This is a genomic window from Tyzzerella sp. An114, from assembly GCF_002161055.1.
GTDB lineage: Bacteria > Bacillota > Clostridia > Lachnospirales > Anaerotignaceae > Fimicola > Fimicola cottocaccae.
Window position 1 is genome coordinate 47,656 of sequence record NZ_NFLT01000007.1, and the last position, 20,062, is coordinate 67,717.

The window sequence follows — 20,062 nt, forward strand, 5'->3', positions numbered from 1 at the left end:
TTAGACAATGAAAAGGAGATGAGCTTGTGGGCGAAAACTTAGACAAATTAAATGAGCTTTTTAACCGCAGAAGCACTGTTGAAGCTGGTGGAGGAGAAGAACTTAAGAAAAAACTCCACAGCGAAGGAAAGTTTGACGCAAGAGAGAGAATTGCAAAACTTCTTGATGACAACACATTTGTTGAATTTGGAGCTTTTGTAAATCAGAGAGCTACTGACTTTAATGCAGTAGAAAAATATACTCCTTCTGATGGAGTTATTACTGGTTACGGAAGTATATTCGGCAGACTTGTGTTTGTGTATTCTCAAGATAGTACTGTTATGGGTGGCTCTGTGGGTGAAATGCACGCTAAGAAGATATGTGGAATTTATGAAAAAGCCATGAAAATGGGTACCCCTGTTGTTGGATTTATAGACTCATCAGGTATGAGAGTTCAAGAGAGTGTTGATGCTCTTTCAGCCTACGGAGATATTTTTAAAGCTATGACAGCGGCTTCAGGTGTTGTTCCTCAGATTACAGCTATTATGGGAGGTTGTATGGGAACAAGTTCATTTATACCGGCTCTTTCAGATTTTACTTTTGCAGTTTCTAAAAATGCAAAGCTCTTTATGGTAAGCCCTAATACACTTTCTGGAGAAGAAGGAAAAAAAGGCGACCTTTCATTGAAAGAGGAAAACGGTCTTATTCAGTTTGTATGTGAAGATGAAGAAAGTTGTATTTCTGAAATGAGAAAACTCATTGACATAGTACCTTCAAACAATATGGAAGATGCTCCTTTCTTCGGAACTGGTGATGATATAAACAGAACAGAAGAATTTTTAAATACAATAGTTCCTGAAAATTATGATGAAGCTGTTGATATGGGAGCTGTTATAAAAGCTGTTGCTGATAATGGTGAATTCATAGAAGTTCAGAAAAATTTCGCTAAAGAGATAAAAGAAGGATTTATACGTGTTAATGGTTATACAGCAGGAATTATTTCAAATAACAGCTATGAACTTACATACCATGGAACAGATAAAGCATTAAAATTCCTCTCATTCTGTGACGCTTTTAATATTCCTGTAATAACTTTAACAGATGTTGGAGGATATAAAGCTCAAGTTTCACAGACAGCTTTAATAAAGAGTACAGCCAAACTTATGGCAGGATTTGCTGCTGCAACTTGTCCTAAGATAAATGTTATTATTAGAAAAGGTTTTGGAAATCCATATCTTGTTATGAATTCAAAGCATATTGGTGCTGATGTTGTTTTTGCATGGCCTACTGCTGAAGTTTCTGTTATGGACCCTGTTGCTGCTGTAAATGTTATGTATGGCAGTGATAGTGCCCAAAGAGAAGAGGCTATTGAAAAATATAGAGAGAATAACTCAAGTCCTTATTTTGCTGCAAAGAGAGGTTATATAGATGATATTATAGAGCCTTCTGCAACAAGAAAACGTATTGGCGCTGTTTTGGAAATGCTTGCAACAAAGCGAGAAGGAAAACCAGCTAAAAAACATTCAAGTTTCACAATATAAGCGGGGTGAAATCTGATGGAATTAAAATTGTCAACAGTTATGTTTGAAGGCTTGGGAACAACTATAATAGGTATGGCGATAGTTTTTGCAACTCTTGCTCTTATAGCTTTTGTAATAAGCCTTCTCAAATACATAGGAAAAGAAAAACCAAAAAAACAAGAAAAAGCAGTTGAACCTCCAAAGCCAGTTGAAGAGCCAATTTTGGAGACTGAAACAGTTGAAGATGACCTTGCTCTCATCGCTGTTATAACTGCATCAATAGCAGCAAGTCTTGGAACTTCTGCTGATAAACTTCGTGTTGTTTCTATAAGAAAAGAAAAGAGTTCTTCATGGATAAATGCTTCAAGGAGAGAACAACAGAGACATATATATTAATATTTATTTGATAATAGTATTTTTTGGAGGTTTTATATATGAGAATTTTTAGAGTTACTGTAAATGGAGTTACTTATGATGTTGCTGTTGAAGAAGTTGCAGGAGATGGAAGTGCCCCAATGGCTTCTGCTCCAGTTTCTGCACCAGCACCAGTTGCTGCAAAAGCTCCAGCACCAAAGGCTTCTGCAAATGCTTTCAAACTTCTTGCTCCTATGGCAGGAACAATTGCTGATATAAAAGTTAAAGTTGGAGACACAGTTGAAAAAGACCAGCTTGGAATTATGCTTGAGGCAATGAAAATGGAAAATGAAATATTTATACCTGTTGCCGGAAAAGTAACTTCAATCTGTGTTACAAAAGGTGCTTCTGTAAATGCAGATGATGTTCTTCTTACTATTGAATAATTATAGTAACTAAAATATTGAAAATGGAGGTTACTAGCTATGGAATTTTTTAATATGCTTTCAGAGGCATTGGCGGGCTTTGTGGAAAGCTCAGGTTTTATTGCACTGGGGTATAAGGACATAATAATGATTGCTGTTGCTCTCGTATTTATGTACCTTGCCATAGTTAAAAACTATGAGCCACTGCTTCTTTTACCAATTTCATTTGGTATGCTTATTGTAAACCTTCCTTTAAACGGACTTATGGAGGAAGGCGGACTTTTGAGATATCTTTATATGGGTGACGAACTTGGTATATTCCCTCCACTTATATTCATGGGTGTAGGTGCTATGACTGACTTCGGTCCTCTTATTGCAAATCCTAAAAGTATACTTTTAGGTGGTGCTGCCCAGTTTGGTATATTCGTTGCCTTTCTTGGTGCTTTACTTCTTAACTTTATTCCTGGTGGATTTTTTGAATTTAATTTCCAGCAGGCAGCTTCAATAGGTATTATAGGTGGTGCTGACGGCCCTACTGCTATATATCTTGCAACAGCTCTTGCTCCTGAATTATTAGGACCTATTGCCGTTGCTGCATATTCTTATATGTCACTTGTACCTATTATACAGCCTCCTATTATGAGAGCTTTGACAACAAAAGAGGAAAGAGCCATAAAAATGGAACAGCTTCGTCCTGTTTCAAAAACAGAAAAAATACTTTTTCCTATTGTTGTTACAGTACTTGTAGTTCTTATAATACCAAGCTCTGCTTCTCTTATAGGTATGCTTATGCTTGGAAATCTCTTTAAAGAGTCAGGAGTTACAAATAAACTTGCTGAGATTGCATCAAATGCTCTTATGTACATAGTTACTATATTTATAGGTGTAACAGTAGGTGCAACAACAAGTGCTGATGCTTTCCTTAATGCAAGAACTCTCGGAATACTTTTCCTTGGACTTGTCGCATTTGCATTCGGTACAGCTGCAGGTGTTGTTATGGGTAAAGTCATGTGCAAACTTTCAGGAGGAAAAATTAATCCTCTTATCGGTGCTGCTGGTGTTTCTGCTGTTCCTATGGCTGCTCGTGTTGCCCAGAAGGTTGGACAGGAAGAAAACCCTTCAAACTTCCTTCTCATGCATGCTATGGGCCCTAACGTAGCCGGTGTTATAGGTTCTGCAATAGCTGCCGGTGTATTCTTAAAACTTTACGGAATGTAATTTTTTGATAAAGACAAGGAGGTTAATTATGGATAAAAAACCCGTTAAAATAATGGATACAACATTGCGTGACGGACAACAGTCCCTTATCGCTACAAGAATGAAAACAGAGGAAATTCTTCCTATATTGGATAAAATGGATAAAGTAGGATTTTATTCTATGGAAGTTTGGGGAGGAGCTACTTTTGACTCTTGTCTCCGTTTCTTGAAAGAAGACCCATGGGAGAGACTTAGAAAAGTAAGAGAGGCTGCTCCTAATACAAAACTTCAAATGCTTTTTAGAGGTCAGAATATTTTAGGATACAAACAGTATCCAGATGACCTTGTAGAAGCTTTTGTAAAGAAAACATTGTCAAATGGTATTGATGTAATGCGTGTTTTTGATGCTTTAAATGACCCTAGAAATTTTCAGGCCTCAGTAAAAGCCATTAAAAAATATAAAGGTGAAGCACAGCTTGCTATATCTTATACACTCAGTGAAGTTCACACTCTTGAATATTATGTTAAACTTGCTAAAGAGCTTGAGGCTATGGGTGCTGACTCTATATGTATAAAAGATATGGCGGGACTTCTTCTTCCACAAGCAACATATGACCTTGTGACAGCTATAAAGAGAGAGACAAGTGTACCTCTCCAAATTCACAGCCATTGTACAAGTGGTGTTGCTCCTATTGTATATATGAAAGCTGTTGAAGCTGGTGCAGATATAATTGATACTGCCATGTCTCCTTTTGCTATGGGTACAAGTCAGCCTCCAACAGAGGTTATGAACGCAGCTTTTGCTGGAACACCTTACGACCCAGGTCTTGACCAAGAGTTATTAAGTGAAATATGTGATTACTTTAAACCTCTTAGAGAGAAAGCTATTGAAAGCGGTCTTTTAAGTACAAAAGTTCTTGGTGTTGATATTGCTACACTTAGATATCAGGTTCCAGGTGGTATGTTATCAAACCTTGTTTCACAGCTTAAAGGACAGAAAGCAGAAGATAAATATGAGGCTGTTTTAAAAGAAATACCTAATGTAAGACGTGATTTAGGATACCCTCCACTTGTAACTCCTACAAGCCAGATTGTAGGTACACAGGCTGTTATGAATGTGCTTATGGGTGAGAGATATAAAGTTGTAACAAAAGAGACAAAAGACCTTGCAAGAGGTATGTATGGAAAAACTCCTGTAAAAATTTCTGATGAAATGGTTAAGAAATTAGCTGGAAATGAGGAAGTTATAACTTGTCGTCCTGCTGACCTTGTTCCTGATGGTATTCCAGAGGCTGAAAAAGCTGTTGCTAAATACAAAGAGCAGGAAGAGGATGTTTTATCTTATGCTCTTTTCCCACAGGTTGCAGAGGAATTTTTCAAATATAGACAGGCACAGAAATATAAAGCTGACCCAGTTTTGGCAGACACAGAAAATAAAGTTTATCCAGTTTAATATAAAAAAAGACACCTTTTTAGGTGTCTTTTTTATTTTCGTAAACTTCCGAAGCCTCAATAAATGCTTTTATAACAACAGCCAAAATAGGCCCTATAATCATTCCTAAAACTCCAACGATTTTTAATCCTATATACATTGATATTAATGCTATAAGAGGGTGAACACCTATTTGTGTTCCTAATATTTTAGGCTGCATTATTTGACGCATAAGGTTTATTATAAGGTATATTATTATATATCCCGCTGCAAGAAAATATTCTCCCGACATAAGATATATTACTGTTCCCGGCCAAAGTATAAATCCACTTCCGAAAAAAGGAAGGGCATCTATTACACTTATGACAACACTTAAAAGAAGGGCGTAGGGTGAACCTATTATTAAAAGTCCTATAATACATATTGTAAATGTATAGCACATAAGTATAAGCTGTGTTTTAAAATATCCTCCTAGTGAATTCATAAGATTTTCTTTTACAAGCATAATATGATTATCTTTAGGCATTGGAATGTGTTTTTTTAAAAATTTTCTTATATCATATTTATCTTTTGAAAAGAAATATGATGATATAAGAGCCATTATAGTTACCATAAAAAATCCTGGTATTGCTTTTACAACTATAAATCCTCCTGTTCCTCCTGTTTTTATAAGAGGTGTTATTATATCAGAAAAATTCATGTTTCCAATGTCAATGTTTATGAAACCTCCAAAGGGTAGATTATCTATAAATTTTTCTGCTTCTGTTATTATAGTTTCTATTATTGATTTTACAAGCTCTATATATTCAGGAGTTTTTGCTATAAAAAGCTCTGCTTCTGATACTAATTTTGCAACTATTCCTGCAACCACAGATGAGAAAAACCCTATAAGAACAAGTATTGATATTAAAGCTCCTAGCCAACGTTTTATATGAAATTTTTTCTCAAGAAGATTTACAAGAGGATTGTATATAAGACTTAGTATCCAACCTATTACAAAGGGTGCTATATACTCAAAAAGATAGTTGAAAAATATGTAACAGAAAATTATTACACATAATACGATTGATATATTAACCAAAGATTTTCTGTTATTTTTTATAAAGTTTTCCACTTATATTCCTCCTTCCACCTATTTTATAAATCTCATTTTTATATTATAATTGTGACATAATGTTATACGTTTTTAAAATATATTTTACTATCTATATATTAACATATTTAAAAAATATATTGTTACTTTTTAAAATTTATAGTAGAATATAATAAGTATACAGTATGTAAAAAACATTGAATTTTATGGTTTTGTGATTTTTTGGAGGCTTATTTTGAAAGAGATAAAATTAAAAGCTAGAGCTAAAATTAATTTAACACTTGATGTCACAGGAAGACGTGAAAACGGTTATCATGACCTTAGAATGATAATGCAGAGTATAAGCCTTTATGACAATGTTTTTATCAAAAAAACAGATAAAAACTATATAAAATTGAAAAGTAATATTGATTGGTTGCCTTCTGATGAAAGAAACATAGCTTATAAAGCGGCTATGATTATGAAAGAGAAATTTAATATAAAAGAAGGTATATTTATAAGTCTTGATAAAAAAATACCTGTGGCTGCTGGTCTTGCTGGTGGAAGCACTGACTGTGCTGCTGTACTTGTAGGTATAAATAAACTTTTTAAGTTAGGTCTTAGCAAAAAAGAGCTTATGGATATAGGTGTAACTTTGGGGGCTGATGTACCTTACTGTATCATGAGAGGAACTGTATTGGCGGAAGGTATAGGAGAAATTTTAACACCTCTCCCACCATGTCCAGATATGCACGTTATACTCTTAAAGCCTTCTGTTAGTGTATCAACTGCTACTGTTTATAAAAGTCTTGATTTACCTTCTATTACAGAGCACCCTGACACTGAAGGTGTTATTGAATGTATAAAAAATAAAGATAAAGACGGAATTGCCAATGGACTTTCAAATGTTTTGGAGACTGTCACATTAGAACTTCATCCTCAACTTAAAGAATATAAAGAGCGACTTATTAAAAAAGGTGCTGCCTCGTCTCTTATGAGTGGAAGCGGACCAACTGTTTTTGGACTTTTTTATGATAAAGAAACTGCTCTTAAAGCCTATAAAGAGTTTAAGGCTGAGGGAGATATAAAACATGTTATATTGACAAAAATATATAATACGGTTAGAAAGGGTGGTAAATAAATGGTTGATTATAAATTCAGCATAAACACAAATGAATATTTGCCTTTAAGAGATGTTGTTTTTAATACTCTTAGAGACGCAATACTTACAGGAAAATTACAGCCTGGTGAAAGACTTATGGAAAATCAGCTTGCTGAAAAATTGGGAGTAAGCCGTACACCTATAAGAGAAGCTTTGAGAATGCTTGAACTTGAAAATCTTGTGGAACTTGTTCCAAGAAAGGGAGCACAAGTTCTTGATATGAGTGAGAAAGACATTATAAATGTCCTTGAACTTAGAGGAGCTTTGGAGGCTTTAGGAGTTAAACTTGCTTGTACACATATGAGCGATGAAGAAATTGAAGTTCTCAAAAAAGCACAGCTTGAAGTTGAGGAAGCTCTTGATGGAGATGATGCTGAAAAAATGGCAGAGGCTGATGAAAAATTCCATGATATAATTTTTGAAGCTTCAGGAAATGATAAACTTATACAGATTATAGGAAATTTAAGAATACAGCTTTATCGTTACAGATTAGCTCATCTTAAAGCTAAAGACCAGAAAACTATTATAACAGAGCAGCATTATAAAATAATAAATGCCATAGAAAATAGACTTCCTGAGGAAGGTTCTAATGTTGCATTAAACCATGTTAAATATCACACAGAATATATACTTAATTCTCTTAATAAAGATTATTAAAAAAAAGCATATCCTTTTGGATATGCTTTTTATTTTCATTTCTTTGTTTCTTTTTCTTTCTTTTCTCCTCTTGCTGCAAGAGTAAGTTTTTCACGTATTGTTTTCTTTTTCTTGTCTGCAAGATTTACACCTTTCATTCCTACAATATATATTCCTGCAAGCTCTACTTTTACGTTTTTCTTTACAGGAAGAATATCATATACAGGTTTGTCGCACATAAGAGTTGTTATCTGAGGACCTACTTTAGCCTTTACTATTGCCATCTTTCTAATCTTAGAAGATTTAGGAAGTTTCTCGTATATATTTTTTGGAAGGTTCTTTTCTGTCGGTCTTTCATACTTTTTATCAATAACAAAGATTTGAACCGTCATTTTATTTGCGGCTATAAAATCCTGTGATTCAATGACTTTTTTGTAATTTTTCCTGTTAAAATAATAAAGTCCTGCCAAAACAGCGGCGATGATAACGACAATGATGATAAAATAGTCACTTGCTTGTAACTGCACTTTTGTGTTCCTCCTTTTTTAATGAAATATGTTCAATATTTCATTGCATATATTCAATATATATTCTATCATTTATTTAACATTTAGTAAATAATATATATATTCAAATTTTGAACAAAGGATTATTGACTTGAAAGGAGATGATTTTTATTGGGAGATACTTTGAAAATAGTATTTGTGCTTATAGCAATTGCTCTTATAGTAAATGTAATACTTGCAGTTTTTGTAGTGTTTTCCGAGCGAAGAAAGCCTTCTAGTACATGGGCATGGTTACTTGTTTTATTCTTTATACCTGTATTTGGATTTATAATATACATGGTTTTTGGAAGAGACAGTAGGAGAGAGAAACTTTTTGCTGATAAGGACAAGTTTGATACAAAGGTTTATTTTGATTATATTTTGAGTAATGAAAGATATATGAAGAAACTTATGTGGCAAAAAAAAGCTATTGAAAATAAACAAGACATAACACAGTTTAAATATTTGAACGATTTGTTGTATCTCAATATAAATACGGGAAATTGGATGACTGAAAATAATAGAGTTAGAAGATTTGTTGACGGAAATGAAAAATTTGAAACTCTTATAAATGATATAAGACGAGCTAAAGATTTTATTCATATTGAGTACTATATAATAAGAAATGATAAGTTAGGTAGAAAACTTGTAAGTGAACTTGCGGCAAAGGCTTTGGAAGGTGTTGAAGTAAGAATATTGTATGACGGTATGGGTTGTATAGAACTTCCAAAACACTTTTTTGATGAACTTATAAAAGCGGGAGGTCATGCTGTGGCATTTCTTCCACGACTTATGATAAGAATAAATTACAGAAACCACAGAAAAATATGTGTCATTGATGGAAAGGTTGGATATATAGGAGGATTTAATATAGGTGATGAATATCTTGGAATAGTTAAAAGATATGGAAAATGGCGTGATACTCATATAAGAATTGAGGGAAATGCTGTTGACCAACTTCATATGCGTTTTATAATGGATTGGAATTTTACATCAAAAAGTTTTCCTGTACCTATTGATGATAGATATTTTCCACCTAAAAATGAATTTTCAGGTGTTAAAATGCAAATAGTTTCCAGTGGACCTGATACTGTTTGGAAAAACATAAGAAATTCATATTTTAAAATGATAAATGAGGCTGAAGACCATATTTATATAACTACTCCTTACTTTGTGCCTGATGACAGTATTTTTGGAGCTTTAAAAGTTGCTGCTCTTTCTGGTATAGATGTTAGAATAATATTTCCGGGAAACCCTGACCATATGTTTGTTTATTGGGCAAGTATGTCATATTTAGGAGAGCTTTTAAAAGCTGGTGTTAGATGTTATCAGTATGAGAAAGGTTTTATACATTCAAAATTTATGTCTATTGACGGCATAGTTTCAAGTGTTGGCACTGCTAATATGGACGTTAGAAGTTTTGCTGTGAACTTTGAGACAAATGCTTTTATGTTTGATGAGGATATAACAAAGAAACTTGAAGATGACTTTTTAAATGACCTTGAAAGTTGTCTTGAGATTACTTCTTTATGGTATGAAAATAGAAAATGGTGGTTTAGGCTTAAAGAGTCTGTTGCTAGACTTATATCACCTATACTTTGAAAAGAGAGGTACTTTATATTATGAAAAAAGGTTTTGAGGTTAGTTATACTATTGGATATTTTGAGGTTGATGGTGATTTGTTTTTAACTCCTTCATCTCTTGCAGTTTATTTGCAGGACGCAGCTATACTTCATTCTGATTCAATAGGTTATACAATAGATTATTTTAATAACGAGAAAAAGGGCTGGGTTATAATAAATTGGCATATTGATATAATTCGTATGCCACAAAAAGGCGAGACAATAAGGGTTTGTACATGGTCTGATGAATGTAAAAGAATGCAAGCTGAGAGAAGTTTTGTTGTGTATGATGAAAATGAAATACCTGTTGCTAAAGCTATGAGTAAATGGATATTTATGGATTTGGAAAGACGCCGTCCTGTTAAAATTAATGAAGACATGGCAGAAAGATATAGTTCATTAAATGTTAAGGCAATAGAAAATGAAAATTATAAAATGATTGAAAAAGATGAAAACGATATAATTTCACAAAGGGTTTTTACTGTGACAAGAAGAGATACAGACTCAAATGGTCATACAAACAATACAAAATATATAGAATGGGCAATTGATGATGTGCCTGATGATATATATTATAATTATAAAGTTTCTGATATTAGAGTTGTATATAGAAAAGAATGTTATAAAAATTCCTGTGTAAAAGGTAAATGCTATCTTGTAAATTTAGATGATGATAAAAAATGTGTTGTATCCACATTTACAGATAATAACAATGATAAAGAAGTTTTTGCTGAAATCTCCACAATATGGGAAAAATGTTAACGGTTATTTTAAATATTGGTTACAATTGTTGCAAAAAATGAGTTAATGAAATAAAATATACCGTGTGTGTTTAATTATGTAAATTTTTAAAAGTTTATGATAGGGGGGGTTGATATGGCTGATTTTGGAAATAGAAATAGTGATAAAATTAGGCGTAGAACAAGAAGTACTGCTAATTTAAGAGATGTCAGTAAAAATAATTATACGCCGCCTGTTGAAAAAGAAAAAAGAGAAAATCCACGTAAAAAGCGTAAAAGAAGAAGTATAAAATTAAAAAACAGAAGATTGGCTGTTTTAGTAATTTTTATTTTTGTAATTATACTTCTGGCACTTTTTAGTATATTCAGTAAAAATGCATATGATATCACTGTTGATGGTGAGAGTGTTGGAGTTATAAAAAAGACAAATATAGAGGTTTCTGATATTAACAATACGGTTATAGCTGGAATTGAACAGCAATTAGGTTCAAAAATACAAATAAATGAAGAAATAGGAATGAAAGCTGTAAGAGCTTCTAAAAAAGATATGGTGACAATAGATTATGTTATTTCAAAAATAAAAGAGAATGTCACATATAAAGTTGAAGCGGCTGTTATAACTGTTGATGGAATTGAGGCGGCTGTTCTTTCTAATACTGCTGAGGCTGATAAACTTTTAAATGAAATAAAATCAGAATATATACCGGAGGATAAAAAAGATAAAATGGAGGCATCTTTTGTTGAAGATGTTCAAGTTGTATCTAAATATGTTAATTCTGATGATATAATAACAGCTGATGTGGCAAAAAGCAAATTCCAACAGACTACAAAAGTTTCAAAAACATATACTGTTCAATCTGGAGATACACTTTCTAAAATCGCTGATGCAGCAGTTATGACAATGGACGAACTTTATGCAGAAAATCCTGGTATAACAACTACCCTTAAATTAGGTCAGGTTGTTAATATACTTGTGGACAAGCCGGCTTTGTCTGTAAAAACTATTGAGACAAATGTTTTTACAGAGATTGCTAAAAAACAAGTTAAGTATCAGACTGATTCTTCAAAACCAGCTTCATATCAAAAAGTTATACAACAGGGTAGCGATGGACAGAAAGAAATCACTGTACAAACTATTCGTATAAACGGCTTTGAGGAGGAACAGGCTGTTGTTTCTGAAAATATAACACAAGAACCTGTTGATGAAATTATAGAAGTAGGGGCAAAATAAAGCCTATTTTGAGAAGTATCTTTTTTGAGATACTTCTCTTTTTATGTTTAAATTTTGACATTGACAACTTTCATTTTGTGTAATATCATTATGTTTAGTTAAAATTTAATATGCGGATATGGCGGAATGGCAGACGCGCAAGATTCAGATTCTTGTCCCTTTATGGTGGTGCAGGTTCAAGTCCTGTTATCCGCACTCATTTATTTTTAAAAACCGTAATTTTTTATTACGGTTTTTATTTTTTTATGTAATAAAATCTTAACATTGATACTCTAATATATTATAAGGGGGGAAAATTATGGAAAGAAAACTTTTTTGTGAAATATCGCCTTTAACTTATAATATATCTGTTAAAAAATGTATAATTCAAAGAAATATAAAAGATTTTTTAAAACACACAAATTTTTCTCTTGAAAAAGGTGAAATTCTTCCTGTTGTATTATATCGTCACAGCTCTCTTATAAGAAGAAAATTAGGTAATGTAGATATGGAGCTTCAGGAGAATAAAGCTATAAATCTTAATATTGCCGCACCTCTTGTAAATGAAATTATTATAAAACCGGGGGAAACTTTTTCATTTTGGAAACTTGTTGGAAATACAACAGCTAAAAAAGGATATAAAGAAGGTGTAACTATAAGTAATGAAAAAGTTAAAAGTGGAATTGGTGGTGGAATGTGTCAGTTTACAAATCTTATCCATTGGCTTGTTTTACATACTCCTCTTGATATTGTTGAGCATCATCACCATGATAGATTTGACCTTTTTCCAGATTATAATAGACAAGTTCCCTTTGGTACAGGGACTTCAATAGCTTATAATTATATTGATTATCGTTTTGAGAATAATACAGGTATGGACTTTCAGCTTATTACATATACAACAGATACTCATTTATGTGGTGAAATACGTGCTGAAAAAAATCTTGATTTTAAATATCATATATTTACTGAAAATGAAAAATTTATAAAAAAGAATGGAGAAGTTTATAGGACAGGAAATGTTTATAGAAAATGTGTTGATGTGAGAACAGGTAATACTATTTCAAAAGAACTTATAAGAGAAAACTATGCAAAAGTTCTGTATGATACATCAAATCTTGATGTGGAGGAAGTTTAATTGTTTTTGTTTTCGTATATATAAATATATTAACTTAGGAGGTTTTTAATATGGGATTTATGGATAAATTAGGTGGCAATATTGCAAATGGTTTAATGGGAAATCTTAGCCAGATTGATAATGATGAACTTATGAAAGATTATGGCGAATATATAATGAATGGAGAGACTATACAAATTGGTTTTAAAATGATACGTGACATTATGATAATAACAGATAAGAGAATTATAGAGATTGATAAACAGGGTGCTACTGGTCAGAAAATGCGTATTAATTCTATAAATCTTGACTCTGTTATACATGTTACTGCTGAAACATCTGGTTTTGGTGCTGATGATAGCGAAATAACAATAACATACATAACTTCACCTTATTTTAAAGTTTCCGGCGGTGTTTCTTTGGCTGAAAAGACTTTTGAGTTTCCAAAAAGTTTTGATATAAAATATCTTTATAGACTTTTACAGGAAACAGCTTATGAAAACCATGAAAGAATTAATAGGTGAGTATATGGACAAAGATTATATTTTAGATATACTTAGGAAAGAAATGGATAAAGGTACTATTGGATTTAGAGGTTCGAGTAAAAAGCCTACTATTTTTGACAGTCAAATTTATGGTATACCTTATATACCTAAAGATGGTATTTGGGTTAAAGATAAAAATGGTAAATGTATGAATTTTATGGGACAGATTAATCTTAAAGATATGTATGTACCTGAAGAACTACCTAAAAAAGGCATATTGCAGCTTTTTACAGATTATAATGATATATCGAAAATTGATTTTAATGACATAGCCGACAATGAACATTTTGAATTTATATATTATGAAGATATAGATGAAAGTGTTGGAGTTTCAGATGTTTTAAATAAATTTGACGAGGGAGAGTATAATTTTTATCCTTCTAATACTTGTAAAATTGAATTTAATGAACCTTGTAACTTTAAAAATGTTGATAAAGATAAAGTTGTTGAAGTTTTTAAAGAGATAAAAAGAAATACTGAAAAAGATGTTATAAGATTTACTCTTGAAGATGAAAAAGTAAATTTGTTTGATAGTTTTGTTTATGGTGTTCCATATATACCTTTAGATGGCTTTTGGCCAAAAGATGAAAATGGTCAGTGTTTAAATCTTTTAGCTCAGATAAACTGCGAAGATTTGAAAGGACTTGAACATTTTCCTAAAAAGGGTATACTTCAATTTTTTATAGCTTGTGATGATTGTTTAGGACTTGATTTTGATAATAATGAAAACAAAAATTTTAAAGTTGTGTATTATGAAAATATAGATAAAAACATAACTGTTGAAGATGTTATTGAAAAAGGAAATAATAATACTGATGATGATGTGTATTTTCCTGTATTAAATACATATAAAATTGTTTTTAAGGATATAGAAAAAGAAGGTATTACAACATCAGACTATAAATTTGATAAAATATTTACAAATTTATATAATAAAAAATTTAAATGTAAAATAGAAAAATGGTGGGATGTTGGAGCTGAGTTTGCAGACGATTTATGTAATTGTGAAAGCAATTATTCAAATCATAAATGTGGAGGGTATCCTTTCTTTACACAAAGCGACCCAAGAGTATATAAAAATTGTGAGGACTATGATGTTCTTTTATTCCAGTTGGACAGTGATTTTTGCGAAAATGACGAAAAGGTCATGTGGGGAGATGTTGGGGTTGGAAACTTCTTTATAAAAAAAGAAGACCTTGAAAATCTTAATTTTGATAATGTGCTTTATAACTGGGATTGTTGTTAAAAACAAAAAAGGCTGTCTTTTAGACAGCTTTTTTATTTTGTTTATTAAAAGTTATTCCTAAAATCAATAATAATATGATATACTATACATTAGTTTTAAATTTATGAGGAGGAAAAAAGATGTCTTTAAACAGACAGGATAAAATAAGAAATTTTTGTATTGTTGCACATATAGACCATGGCAAATCAACTCTTGCCGATAGACTTATACAGAAAACAGGACTTTTGACAGAAAGAGAAATGCAGGAACAAGTCCTTGATAATATGGAACTTGAGAGAGAAAGAGGAATTACAATAAAGGCACAGGCTGTCCGTCTTGTATATAAAGCTTCAGACGGTGAGGAGTATGTTTTTAACCTTATAGATACACCGGGACACGTTGACTTTAACTATGAGGTTTCAAGAAGTCTTGCTGCCTGCGAGGGTGCTATACTTATTGTTGACGCTGCTCAAGGTGTTGAGGCTCAAACTCTTGCAAATGTATATCTTGCAATAGATAACAATCTTGAAATACTTCCTGTTATAAATAAGATTGACCTTCCAAGTGCTAACCCTGAAATGGCTAAAAATGAGATTGAAGATATTATAGGAATACCTGCTGAGGATGCTCCTATGATTTCAGCTAAAAACGGTATAAACATTGAGGAAGTTCTTAAAAGAATAGTCACTGATATACCAGCTCCAAGTGGTGATGAAAATGCACCTTTGAAAGCTCTTGTTTTTGACTCTGTTTATGACCCTTATAAAGGTGTTATAGTTATTATGAGAGTTTTTGATGGAAGTATTAGAAAAGGTACTAAAGTTAAAATGATGGCAACTAAAAAAGAATTTGAAGTTGTTGAAACTGGTTTCTTTGGTCCTGGAAGATTTATACCTTGTGATGAGCTTAAAGCTGGCGATGTAGGATATTTTACTGCAAGTATTAAAAATGTTGCTGACACTCGTGTAGGTGATACTGTCACTGAAGTTGAAAATCCTACTTCTGAACCTCTTGCTGGATATAAAAAAGTAAATCCTATGGTTTACTGTGGTATTTTCCCAGCTGATGGTTCAAAGTATCCTGACCTTAGAGATGCTCTTGAAAAACTTCAGCTTAATGATGCTTCTCTTTTCTTTGAGCCTGAAACTTCTGTGGCTTTAGGTTTCGGTTTTAGATGTGGTTTCTTAGGACTTTTACATCTTGAAATTGTTCAAGAGAGACTTGAAAGAGAGTATAACTTTGATGTTGTTACAACTGCACCAAGTGTTATATATAAAGTTCATCTTACAGACGGTACAAGCATGGATATATCAAATCCAAGCAATATGCCAGACCCTGCAAGAATACTTTCTATGGAAGAACCTATTGTACGTGCTGAAATTATGCTTCCTAAAGATTATATTGGAACAATTATGGAACTTTGTCAGCAGAGACGAGGAGAATATATAAGTATGGAGTATCTTGATGATATAAGAGCTAGACTTATATATGAAATTCCTCTTAATGAAATTATATATGACTTCTTTGATGTTTTAAAATCAAGAAGTAGAGGCTATGCTTCATTTGATTATTCTTTAATAGGATATAAAGAGTCTGATCTTACAAAACTTGATATTCTTGTTAACCGTGAGGTTGTTGATGCCCTTTCATTTATCGTTCATACTTCTTCTGCTGTTGAGAGAGGTAGAAAGATTTGTGAAAAACTTAAAAAAGAAATTCCAAGACAGCTTTTTGAAATTCCTATTCAGGCTGCTATCGGAAGCAAAATTGTTGCAAGAGAAACTGTAAGTGCTATGAGAAAAGACGTACTTGCAAAATGTTATGGTGGTGACATTTCAAGAAAGAGAAAACTTCTTGAAAAACAGAAAGAAGGTAAAAAGAGAATGCGTCAGATTGGTAGCGTAGAAGTTCCACAGGCTGCTTTCATGAGTGTTCTTAAATTGGAAGAAGAATAAGTAATAGGCTATATTTAATTTGTTAATAAAAAGGTAGTGTAAAATATAAAATTTACACTGCCTTTTTTACTATTTTAATAAATGATAATTATTATTATATTTATTTTGATTGTCTACAATTTATAAGTTATTGTTTTTTGAGTTATATATAAATGAATAATTGGATAAAATTATAAAAAATGTAATTTATATATTGAATATATATGATTTTTATAATAATATAAATACAGTTAAATAAATTTTGATTTGGGGGGCATATTTTGTGAAAAGAAGAATTTTTCCATTAATTATGGCGGTATTAATGACAACATCATCTATATCAAGTGTTGTTATGGCTAATGATAATGAATTGTTATATGATGAAATTATTAATTCATATTTAGAGGAAAAAGAAAAAAAAGAAGAAAGAAATGATGGTTTAGATAATGTAGAAGAAAGTAATAATTTAGAGGAATTAGAGACAGAGAAAGAAAGTGATATTAAGTTAGATAAACCAAAAGAAGAAAATATTTTAAAATATGAAGAAACTGAAGTTGGTAAATTAGAAGAAAATACTTTGGAAACTTTAGAACAATTAGAAGAAACTACTGAATTATCACAAGAAGATATTAACTTATCTGAAGAAGAAAGTACAATTTGGGATGGAACAAGTGTAGATACTTCTTGGTACGATAACAATATTGACGAAACTTCTTATTCAATAGAAACAGCTGCTCAGTTGGCTGGAATTGCTAAGTTAGTAAATGAGGGAACAACTGATTTTTCAGGAAAGACTATAAAACTAACAGCAGATATTGATTTAGACAATAAAGAATGGACACCTATTGGTGGTGCTGGAACAGGTACAAAATTTGCAGGTGCCTTTGAAGGTGTCGGTCATACTGTTACTAATTTAAAAATTAGTCGTGAAATTTTAAATGCAGCTTCAAATAATAGAATTGGTTTATTTGGACATTGTACTGATAATGCTGTTATCCAAAATTTGAATTTTGAAAATATAAATATAAAAGGTTGTGCTTATATTGGAACAGTTTCAGGTGATGGTGGAAATATTTCCAATATAAATGTTAAAAATGTTAATATTAGTGGTTGTCAGTCTATGGGAAGTATTGCAGGAAATATATTAAAAAGTATTTCGAACTGTAATATTAGCGGAAATATTTATATTATTGCAAATAAAGACGCTGGTGGAATTACAAGCTCTAATGCTGGTGGTATTTTAGGAAAAGGAACTGGTAGTAATATTAATAATTGTTATTTGAAAGGTAATATAAATATATTTTCTGAAAATGGAACAGCTGGAGGTATAGTTGGAAGTGGTACAAATATTATTGTATCTAACTGTACAGTTGAAGGTAGTGTGAAAATTACAGAAGATATAACTAATCCCTATGGATATATTGGAGGAATTTTAGGTAAAGGATATGCGAAAATTAGTAATTGTGATGTTATAGGTGACGGCAAAGATACATCTATTATTGAGGCTAAATATACATATTCTGGTGGTATAGTAGGATTTATGGGTGAAGGAAATTGTATCACAGAAGGCTGTACTGTAAAAAATATATCTGTTTTAGGAGCATATAATGGAATTGGTGGTATTAATGGAATACTTCATTATGGAAATACTATTTCTGACTGTACAGTTGAAAATGTTGTTGTATATCAGACAACAAACCCTGAAGAATGTTTTGGGGAAGAGCGTATTTTTGTGGGAGCATTTGCTGGCACATATTTAGACAATAGTGGTAAAAACATACCAACAGTAAGTAGATGTACTTTTACAGGTGAGTTATATAGTGATATAAATAACGAAAAAACAAATATTTTAACAGAAGATAAATATGTAGGAGATTTATGGTATAATGCAAATTATCCAGCAACTGTAAATATTGAAAATTGTAAAATCAATATTCCATATAAAATTATATTTAACCACAATGATGGAACAGACACAATAACAGAATTAAAAGTTAATAGTGAAAATAAAATAGACACTTTACCTGTGCCAAAACGTGAGGGATATAAATTTAAAGGATGGTATACATTAGCAGAAGGTGGAGAGCAGATTACTAAAGATACTGTGTTTGAAAATGACACAACAGTATATGCTCAGTGGGAAGTTTCTTCATCTAGCTCTTCATCTAGTTCCTCCTCTAATAACAATAAAACGGAGATAGATAAAAATAAAGATGGTTCTACAACAATAACTGTAACAAAACCAGATGGAACGGTTACAGAAACTACAAAGAAACAAGACGGTTCGGTTATAACAACTATAACAAAGCCAGATGGAAGTAAGACAGAAACTATTGAAAAAGAAGATGGCTCAACTATAATTACAGAGACAACTGAAGAAAGCAAAATTACAACAGAAATTGATGCAGCTGGTAATAAAACTGAAATTGCTGAAGATAAAAATAGCGGAAGTACAACAACAACAGTAAACAAAGCTGATGGTACAAGTTCAATAACAAAAATTGACGAAAATGGTAATATACAAATAGAAGTTAATGTTTCTAAGGAAGCAATGGAAAATAATGCTATCGTTGATTTACCTATATCTTCTATAAATGGAACAAAGGATAAATCAGAAGCCCCAATTATTAAAATTGATGTTGAGGAAAAGGGTGTTACAAAAGTTGAAATACCTGTTGAAAATATAACAGATGGAACAGTTGCTGTTATAGTAAAGGATGATGGAACAGAAGAAATATTAAAGACATCTATTGTCAGTGAAAACGGTGTTGTTTTTACAGTAGATGGAAATGCAACAATTAAAGTTATAGATAACAGCAAGGATTTTATAGATGTTCCTGATGGTTTCTGGGGTGATAGTGCTATAAACTTTACTACAAGTCGTGAGATTTTTGCTGGAACAAGTGAAGTAACATTCAGCCCAGATGATACTATGACACGTGCTATGATAATTACAGTTCTTGCTCGCTCAGATGGTCAGGATACTTTAAATGGAGATTATTGGTATGAGCAGGCTTCAATATGGGCTGTTGAAAATGGAATATCTGATGGAACAAATCTTGAAAATTCAGTAACAAGAGAACAGATTATATCAATGCTTTATCGCTATGCAAAAAATCCATCTGTAACTGGAAATTTAGATAACTATATAGATGTTTTAGATGTCAGTGATTATGCCAGAAATCCAATGGTATGGGCTGTTGAAAATGGAATAATTCAAGGAATGGATAATGAAACTCTCAATCCTAAAGGTGAAGCTACAAGAGCTCAGGTTGCTACAATAATTATGAATTTTATAAAAGCTATGCATAAATAAATAGATAGTACTATTTAAAATGGTGTGAATA

Annotated in this window: 17 protein-coding genes and 1 tRNA gene; 16 read left to right on the forward strand and 2 right to left on the reverse strand. The window is 31.9% G+C overall.

Features of this window, described 5'->3' with window-relative positions; translation table 11 throughout:
• Positions 1 to 26 precede the first annotated feature (26 nt).
• Genes B5E58_RS08310 through B5E58_RS08330 form a run of 5 tightly spaced genes read left to right on the forward strand, consistent with a single transcriptional unit; the run spans position 27 to position 4,928 of the window.
• Positions 27 to 1,520, forward strand: coding sequence for an acyl-CoA carboxylase subunit beta (locus tag B5E58_RS08310; RefSeq protein WP_088109224.1), 1,494 nt, complete (start codon positions 27 to 29; stop codon positions 1,518 to 1,520).
• Positions 1,521 to 1,535: 15 nt separating this feature from the next.
• Positions 1,536 to 1,895 (forward strand): OadG family protein, encoded by a 360-nt coding sequence (locus B5E58_RS08315; RefSeq protein ID WP_088109225.1) that lies wholly within the window; start codon positions 1,536 to 1,538, stop codon positions 1,893 to 1,895.
• 38 nt (positions 1,896 to 1,933) lie between these two features.
• Positions 1,934 to 2,299 (forward strand): biotin/lipoyl-containing protein, encoded by a 366-nt coding sequence (locus B5E58_RS08320; protein WP_088109226.1) that lies wholly within the window; start codon positions 1,934 to 1,936, stop codon positions 2,297 to 2,299.
• Positions 2,300 to 2,338: 39 nt separating this feature from the next.
• Complete coding sequence (locus B5E58_RS08325; RefSeq protein WP_088109227.1) at positions 2,339 to 3,496, forward strand: sodium ion-translocating decarboxylase subunit beta; 1,158 nt, start codon at positions 2,339 to 2,341, stop codon at positions 3,494 to 3,496.
• 28 nt (positions 3,497 to 3,524) lie between these two features.
• The gene (locus tag B5E58_RS08330; RefSeq protein WP_088109228.1) at positions 3,525 to 4,928 is read left to right on the forward strand and encodes an oxaloacetate decarboxylase subunit alpha; all 1,404 of its coding nucleotides are present in this window, start codon (positions 3,525 to 3,527) and stop codon (positions 4,926 to 4,928) included.
• A 19-nt stretch (positions 4,929 to 4,947) separates the two neighbouring features.
• Here the strand turns inward: B5E58_RS08330 and ytvI are convergent, their stop codons facing one another.
• Positions 4,948 to 6,021 (reverse strand): sporulation integral membrane protein YtvI, encoded by a 1,074-nt coding sequence (ytvI, locus tag B5E58_RS08335; protein WP_088109229.1) that lies wholly within the window; start codon positions 6,019 to 6,021, stop codon positions 4,948 to 4,950.
• A gap of 214 nt (positions 6,022 to 6,235) precedes the next feature.
• Here ytvI and ispE point away from each other — a divergent pair, with 214 nt between their 5' ends.
• Both ispE and B5E58_RS08345 read left to right on the forward strand, forming a co-directional pair.
• A complete protein-coding gene (ispE, locus tag B5E58_RS08340) occupies positions 6,236 to 7,120 on the forward strand; it encodes a 4-(cytidine 5'-diphospho)-2-C-methyl-D-erythritol kinase (protein WP_088109230.1) in 885 nt (294 codons plus the stop codon).
• Positions 7,121 to 7,798 (forward strand): GntR family transcriptional regulator, encoded by a 678-nt coding sequence (locus B5E58_RS08345; RefSeq protein WP_088109231.1) that lies wholly within the window; start codon positions 7,121 to 7,123, stop codon positions 7,796 to 7,798. It abuts the gene before it with no gap.
• 35 nt (positions 7,799 to 7,833) lie between these two features.
• Here the strand turns inward: B5E58_RS08345 and B5E58_RS08350 are convergent, their stop codons facing one another.
• Complete coding sequence (locus B5E58_RS08350) at positions 7,834 to 8,304, reverse strand: hypothetical protein (protein WP_088109232.1); 471 nt, start codon at positions 8,302 to 8,304, stop codon at positions 7,834 to 7,836.
• A gap of 150 nt (positions 8,305 to 8,454) precedes the next feature.
• Here B5E58_RS08350 and cls point away from each other — a divergent pair, with 150 nt between their 5' ends.
• The 9 genes from cls to B5E58_RS08395 all read left to right on the forward strand — a co-directional run bounded on the left by cls (position 8,455) and on the right by B5E58_RS08395 (position 20,031).
• Positions 8,455 to 9,924 (forward strand): cardiolipin synthase, encoded by a 1,470-nt coding sequence (gene cls / locus B5E58_RS08355; RefSeq protein WP_242956632.1) that lies wholly within the window; start codon positions 8,455 to 8,457, stop codon positions 9,922 to 9,924.
• Between the two features lie 20 nt (positions 9,925 to 9,944).
• Positions 9,945 to 10,706, forward strand: coding sequence for an acyl-[acyl-carrier-protein] thioesterase (locus tag B5E58_RS08360; protein WP_088109233.1), 762 nt, complete (start codon positions 9,945 to 9,947; stop codon positions 10,704 to 10,706).
• 114 nt (positions 10,707 to 10,820) lie between these two features.
• Positions 10,821 to 11,915: a G5 domain-containing protein gene (locus B5E58_RS08365; RefSeq protein ID WP_158097710.1), complete on the forward strand. Its 1,095-nt coding sequence runs from the start codon at positions 10,821 to 10,823 to the stop codon at positions 11,913 to 11,915.
• 112 nt (positions 11,916 to 12,027) lie between these two features.
• Positions 12,028 to 12,110, forward strand: a tRNA-Leu gene (locus tag B5E58_RS08370).
• A 103-nt stretch (positions 12,111 to 12,213) separates the two neighbouring features.
• Positions 12,214 to 13,032 (forward strand): VanW family protein, encoded by an 819-nt coding sequence (locus B5E58_RS08375; protein WP_088109235.1) that lies wholly within the window; start codon positions 12,214 to 12,216, stop codon positions 13,030 to 13,032.
• Positions 13,033 to 13,082: 50 nt separating this feature from the next.
• Positions 13,083 to 13,535: a PH domain-containing protein gene (locus tag B5E58_RS08380; protein ID WP_088109236.1), complete on the forward strand. Its 453-nt coding sequence runs from the start codon at positions 13,083 to 13,085 to the stop codon at positions 13,533 to 13,535.
• Positions 13,507 to 14,802: a YwqG family protein gene (locus tag B5E58_RS08385; protein ID WP_088109237.1), complete on the forward strand. Its 1,296-nt coding sequence runs from the start codon at positions 13,507 to 13,509 to the stop codon at positions 14,800 to 14,802. Before B5E58_RS08380 ends, B5E58_RS08385 begins: the two co-directional genes overlap by 29 nt.
• Before the next feature lie 119 nt (positions 14,803 to 14,921).
• A complete protein-coding gene (gene lepA, locus B5E58_RS08390; RefSeq protein WP_088109238.1) occupies positions 14,922 to 16,736 on the forward strand; it encodes a translation elongation factor 4 in 1,815 nt (604 codons plus the stop codon).
• A gap of 262 nt (positions 16,737 to 16,998) precedes the next feature.
• On the forward strand, positions 16,999 to 20,031 hold the full coding sequence (locus B5E58_RS08395) for an InlB B-repeat-containing protein (protein ID WP_088109239.1): 3,033 nt from the start codon (positions 16,999 to 17,001) through the stop codon (positions 20,029 to 20,031).
• The last annotated feature ends 31 nt before the right edge of the window (positions 20,032 to 20,062 follow it).

Excerpts from the sequence above, each read along its gene's own strand:
- B5E58_RS08315 (WP_088109225.1), top strand. The coding sequence starts at position 1,536 with ATGGAATTAAAATTGTCAACAGTTATGTTTGAAGGCTTGGGAACAACT.
- B5E58_RS08320 (WP_088109226.1), top strand. The coding sequence starts at position 1,934 with ATGAGAATTTTTAGAGTTACTGTAAATGGAGTTACTTATGATGTTGCT.
- B5E58_RS08325 (WP_088109227.1), top strand. The coding sequence starts at position 2,339 with ATGGAATTTTTTAATATGCTTTCAGAGGCATTGGCGGGCTTTGTGGAA.
- B5E58_RS08330 (WP_088109228.1), top strand. The coding sequence starts at position 3,525 with ATGGATAAAAAACCCGTTAAAATAATGGATACAACATTGCGTGACGGA.
- B5E58_RS08345 (WP_088109231.1), top strand. The coding sequence starts at position 7,121 with ATGGTTGATTATAAATTCAGCATAAACACAAATGAATATTTGCCTTTA.
- B5E58_RS08360 (WP_088109233.1), top strand. The coding sequence starts at position 9,945 with ATGAAAAAAGGTTTTGAGGTTAGTTATACTATTGGATATTTTGAGGTT.
- B5E58_RS08365 (WP_158097710.1), top strand. The coding sequence starts at position 10,821 with ATGGCTGATTTTGGAAATAGAAATAGTGATAAAATTAGGCGTAGAACA.
- B5E58_RS08375 (WP_088109235.1), top strand. The coding sequence starts at position 12,214 with ATGGAAAGAAAACTTTTTTGTGAAATATCGCCTTTAACTTATAATATA.
- B5E58_RS08380 (WP_088109236.1), top strand. The coding sequence starts at position 13,083 with ATGGGATTTATGGATAAATTAGGTGGCAATATTGCAAATGGTTTAATG.
- B5E58_RS08385 (WP_088109237.1), top strand. The coding sequence starts at position 13,507 with ATGAAAACCATGAAAGAATTAATAGGTGAGTATATGGACAAAGATTAT.
- lepA (WP_088109238.1), top strand. The coding sequence starts at position 14,922 with ATGTCTTTAAACAGACAGGATAAAATAAGAAATTTTTGTATTGTTGCA.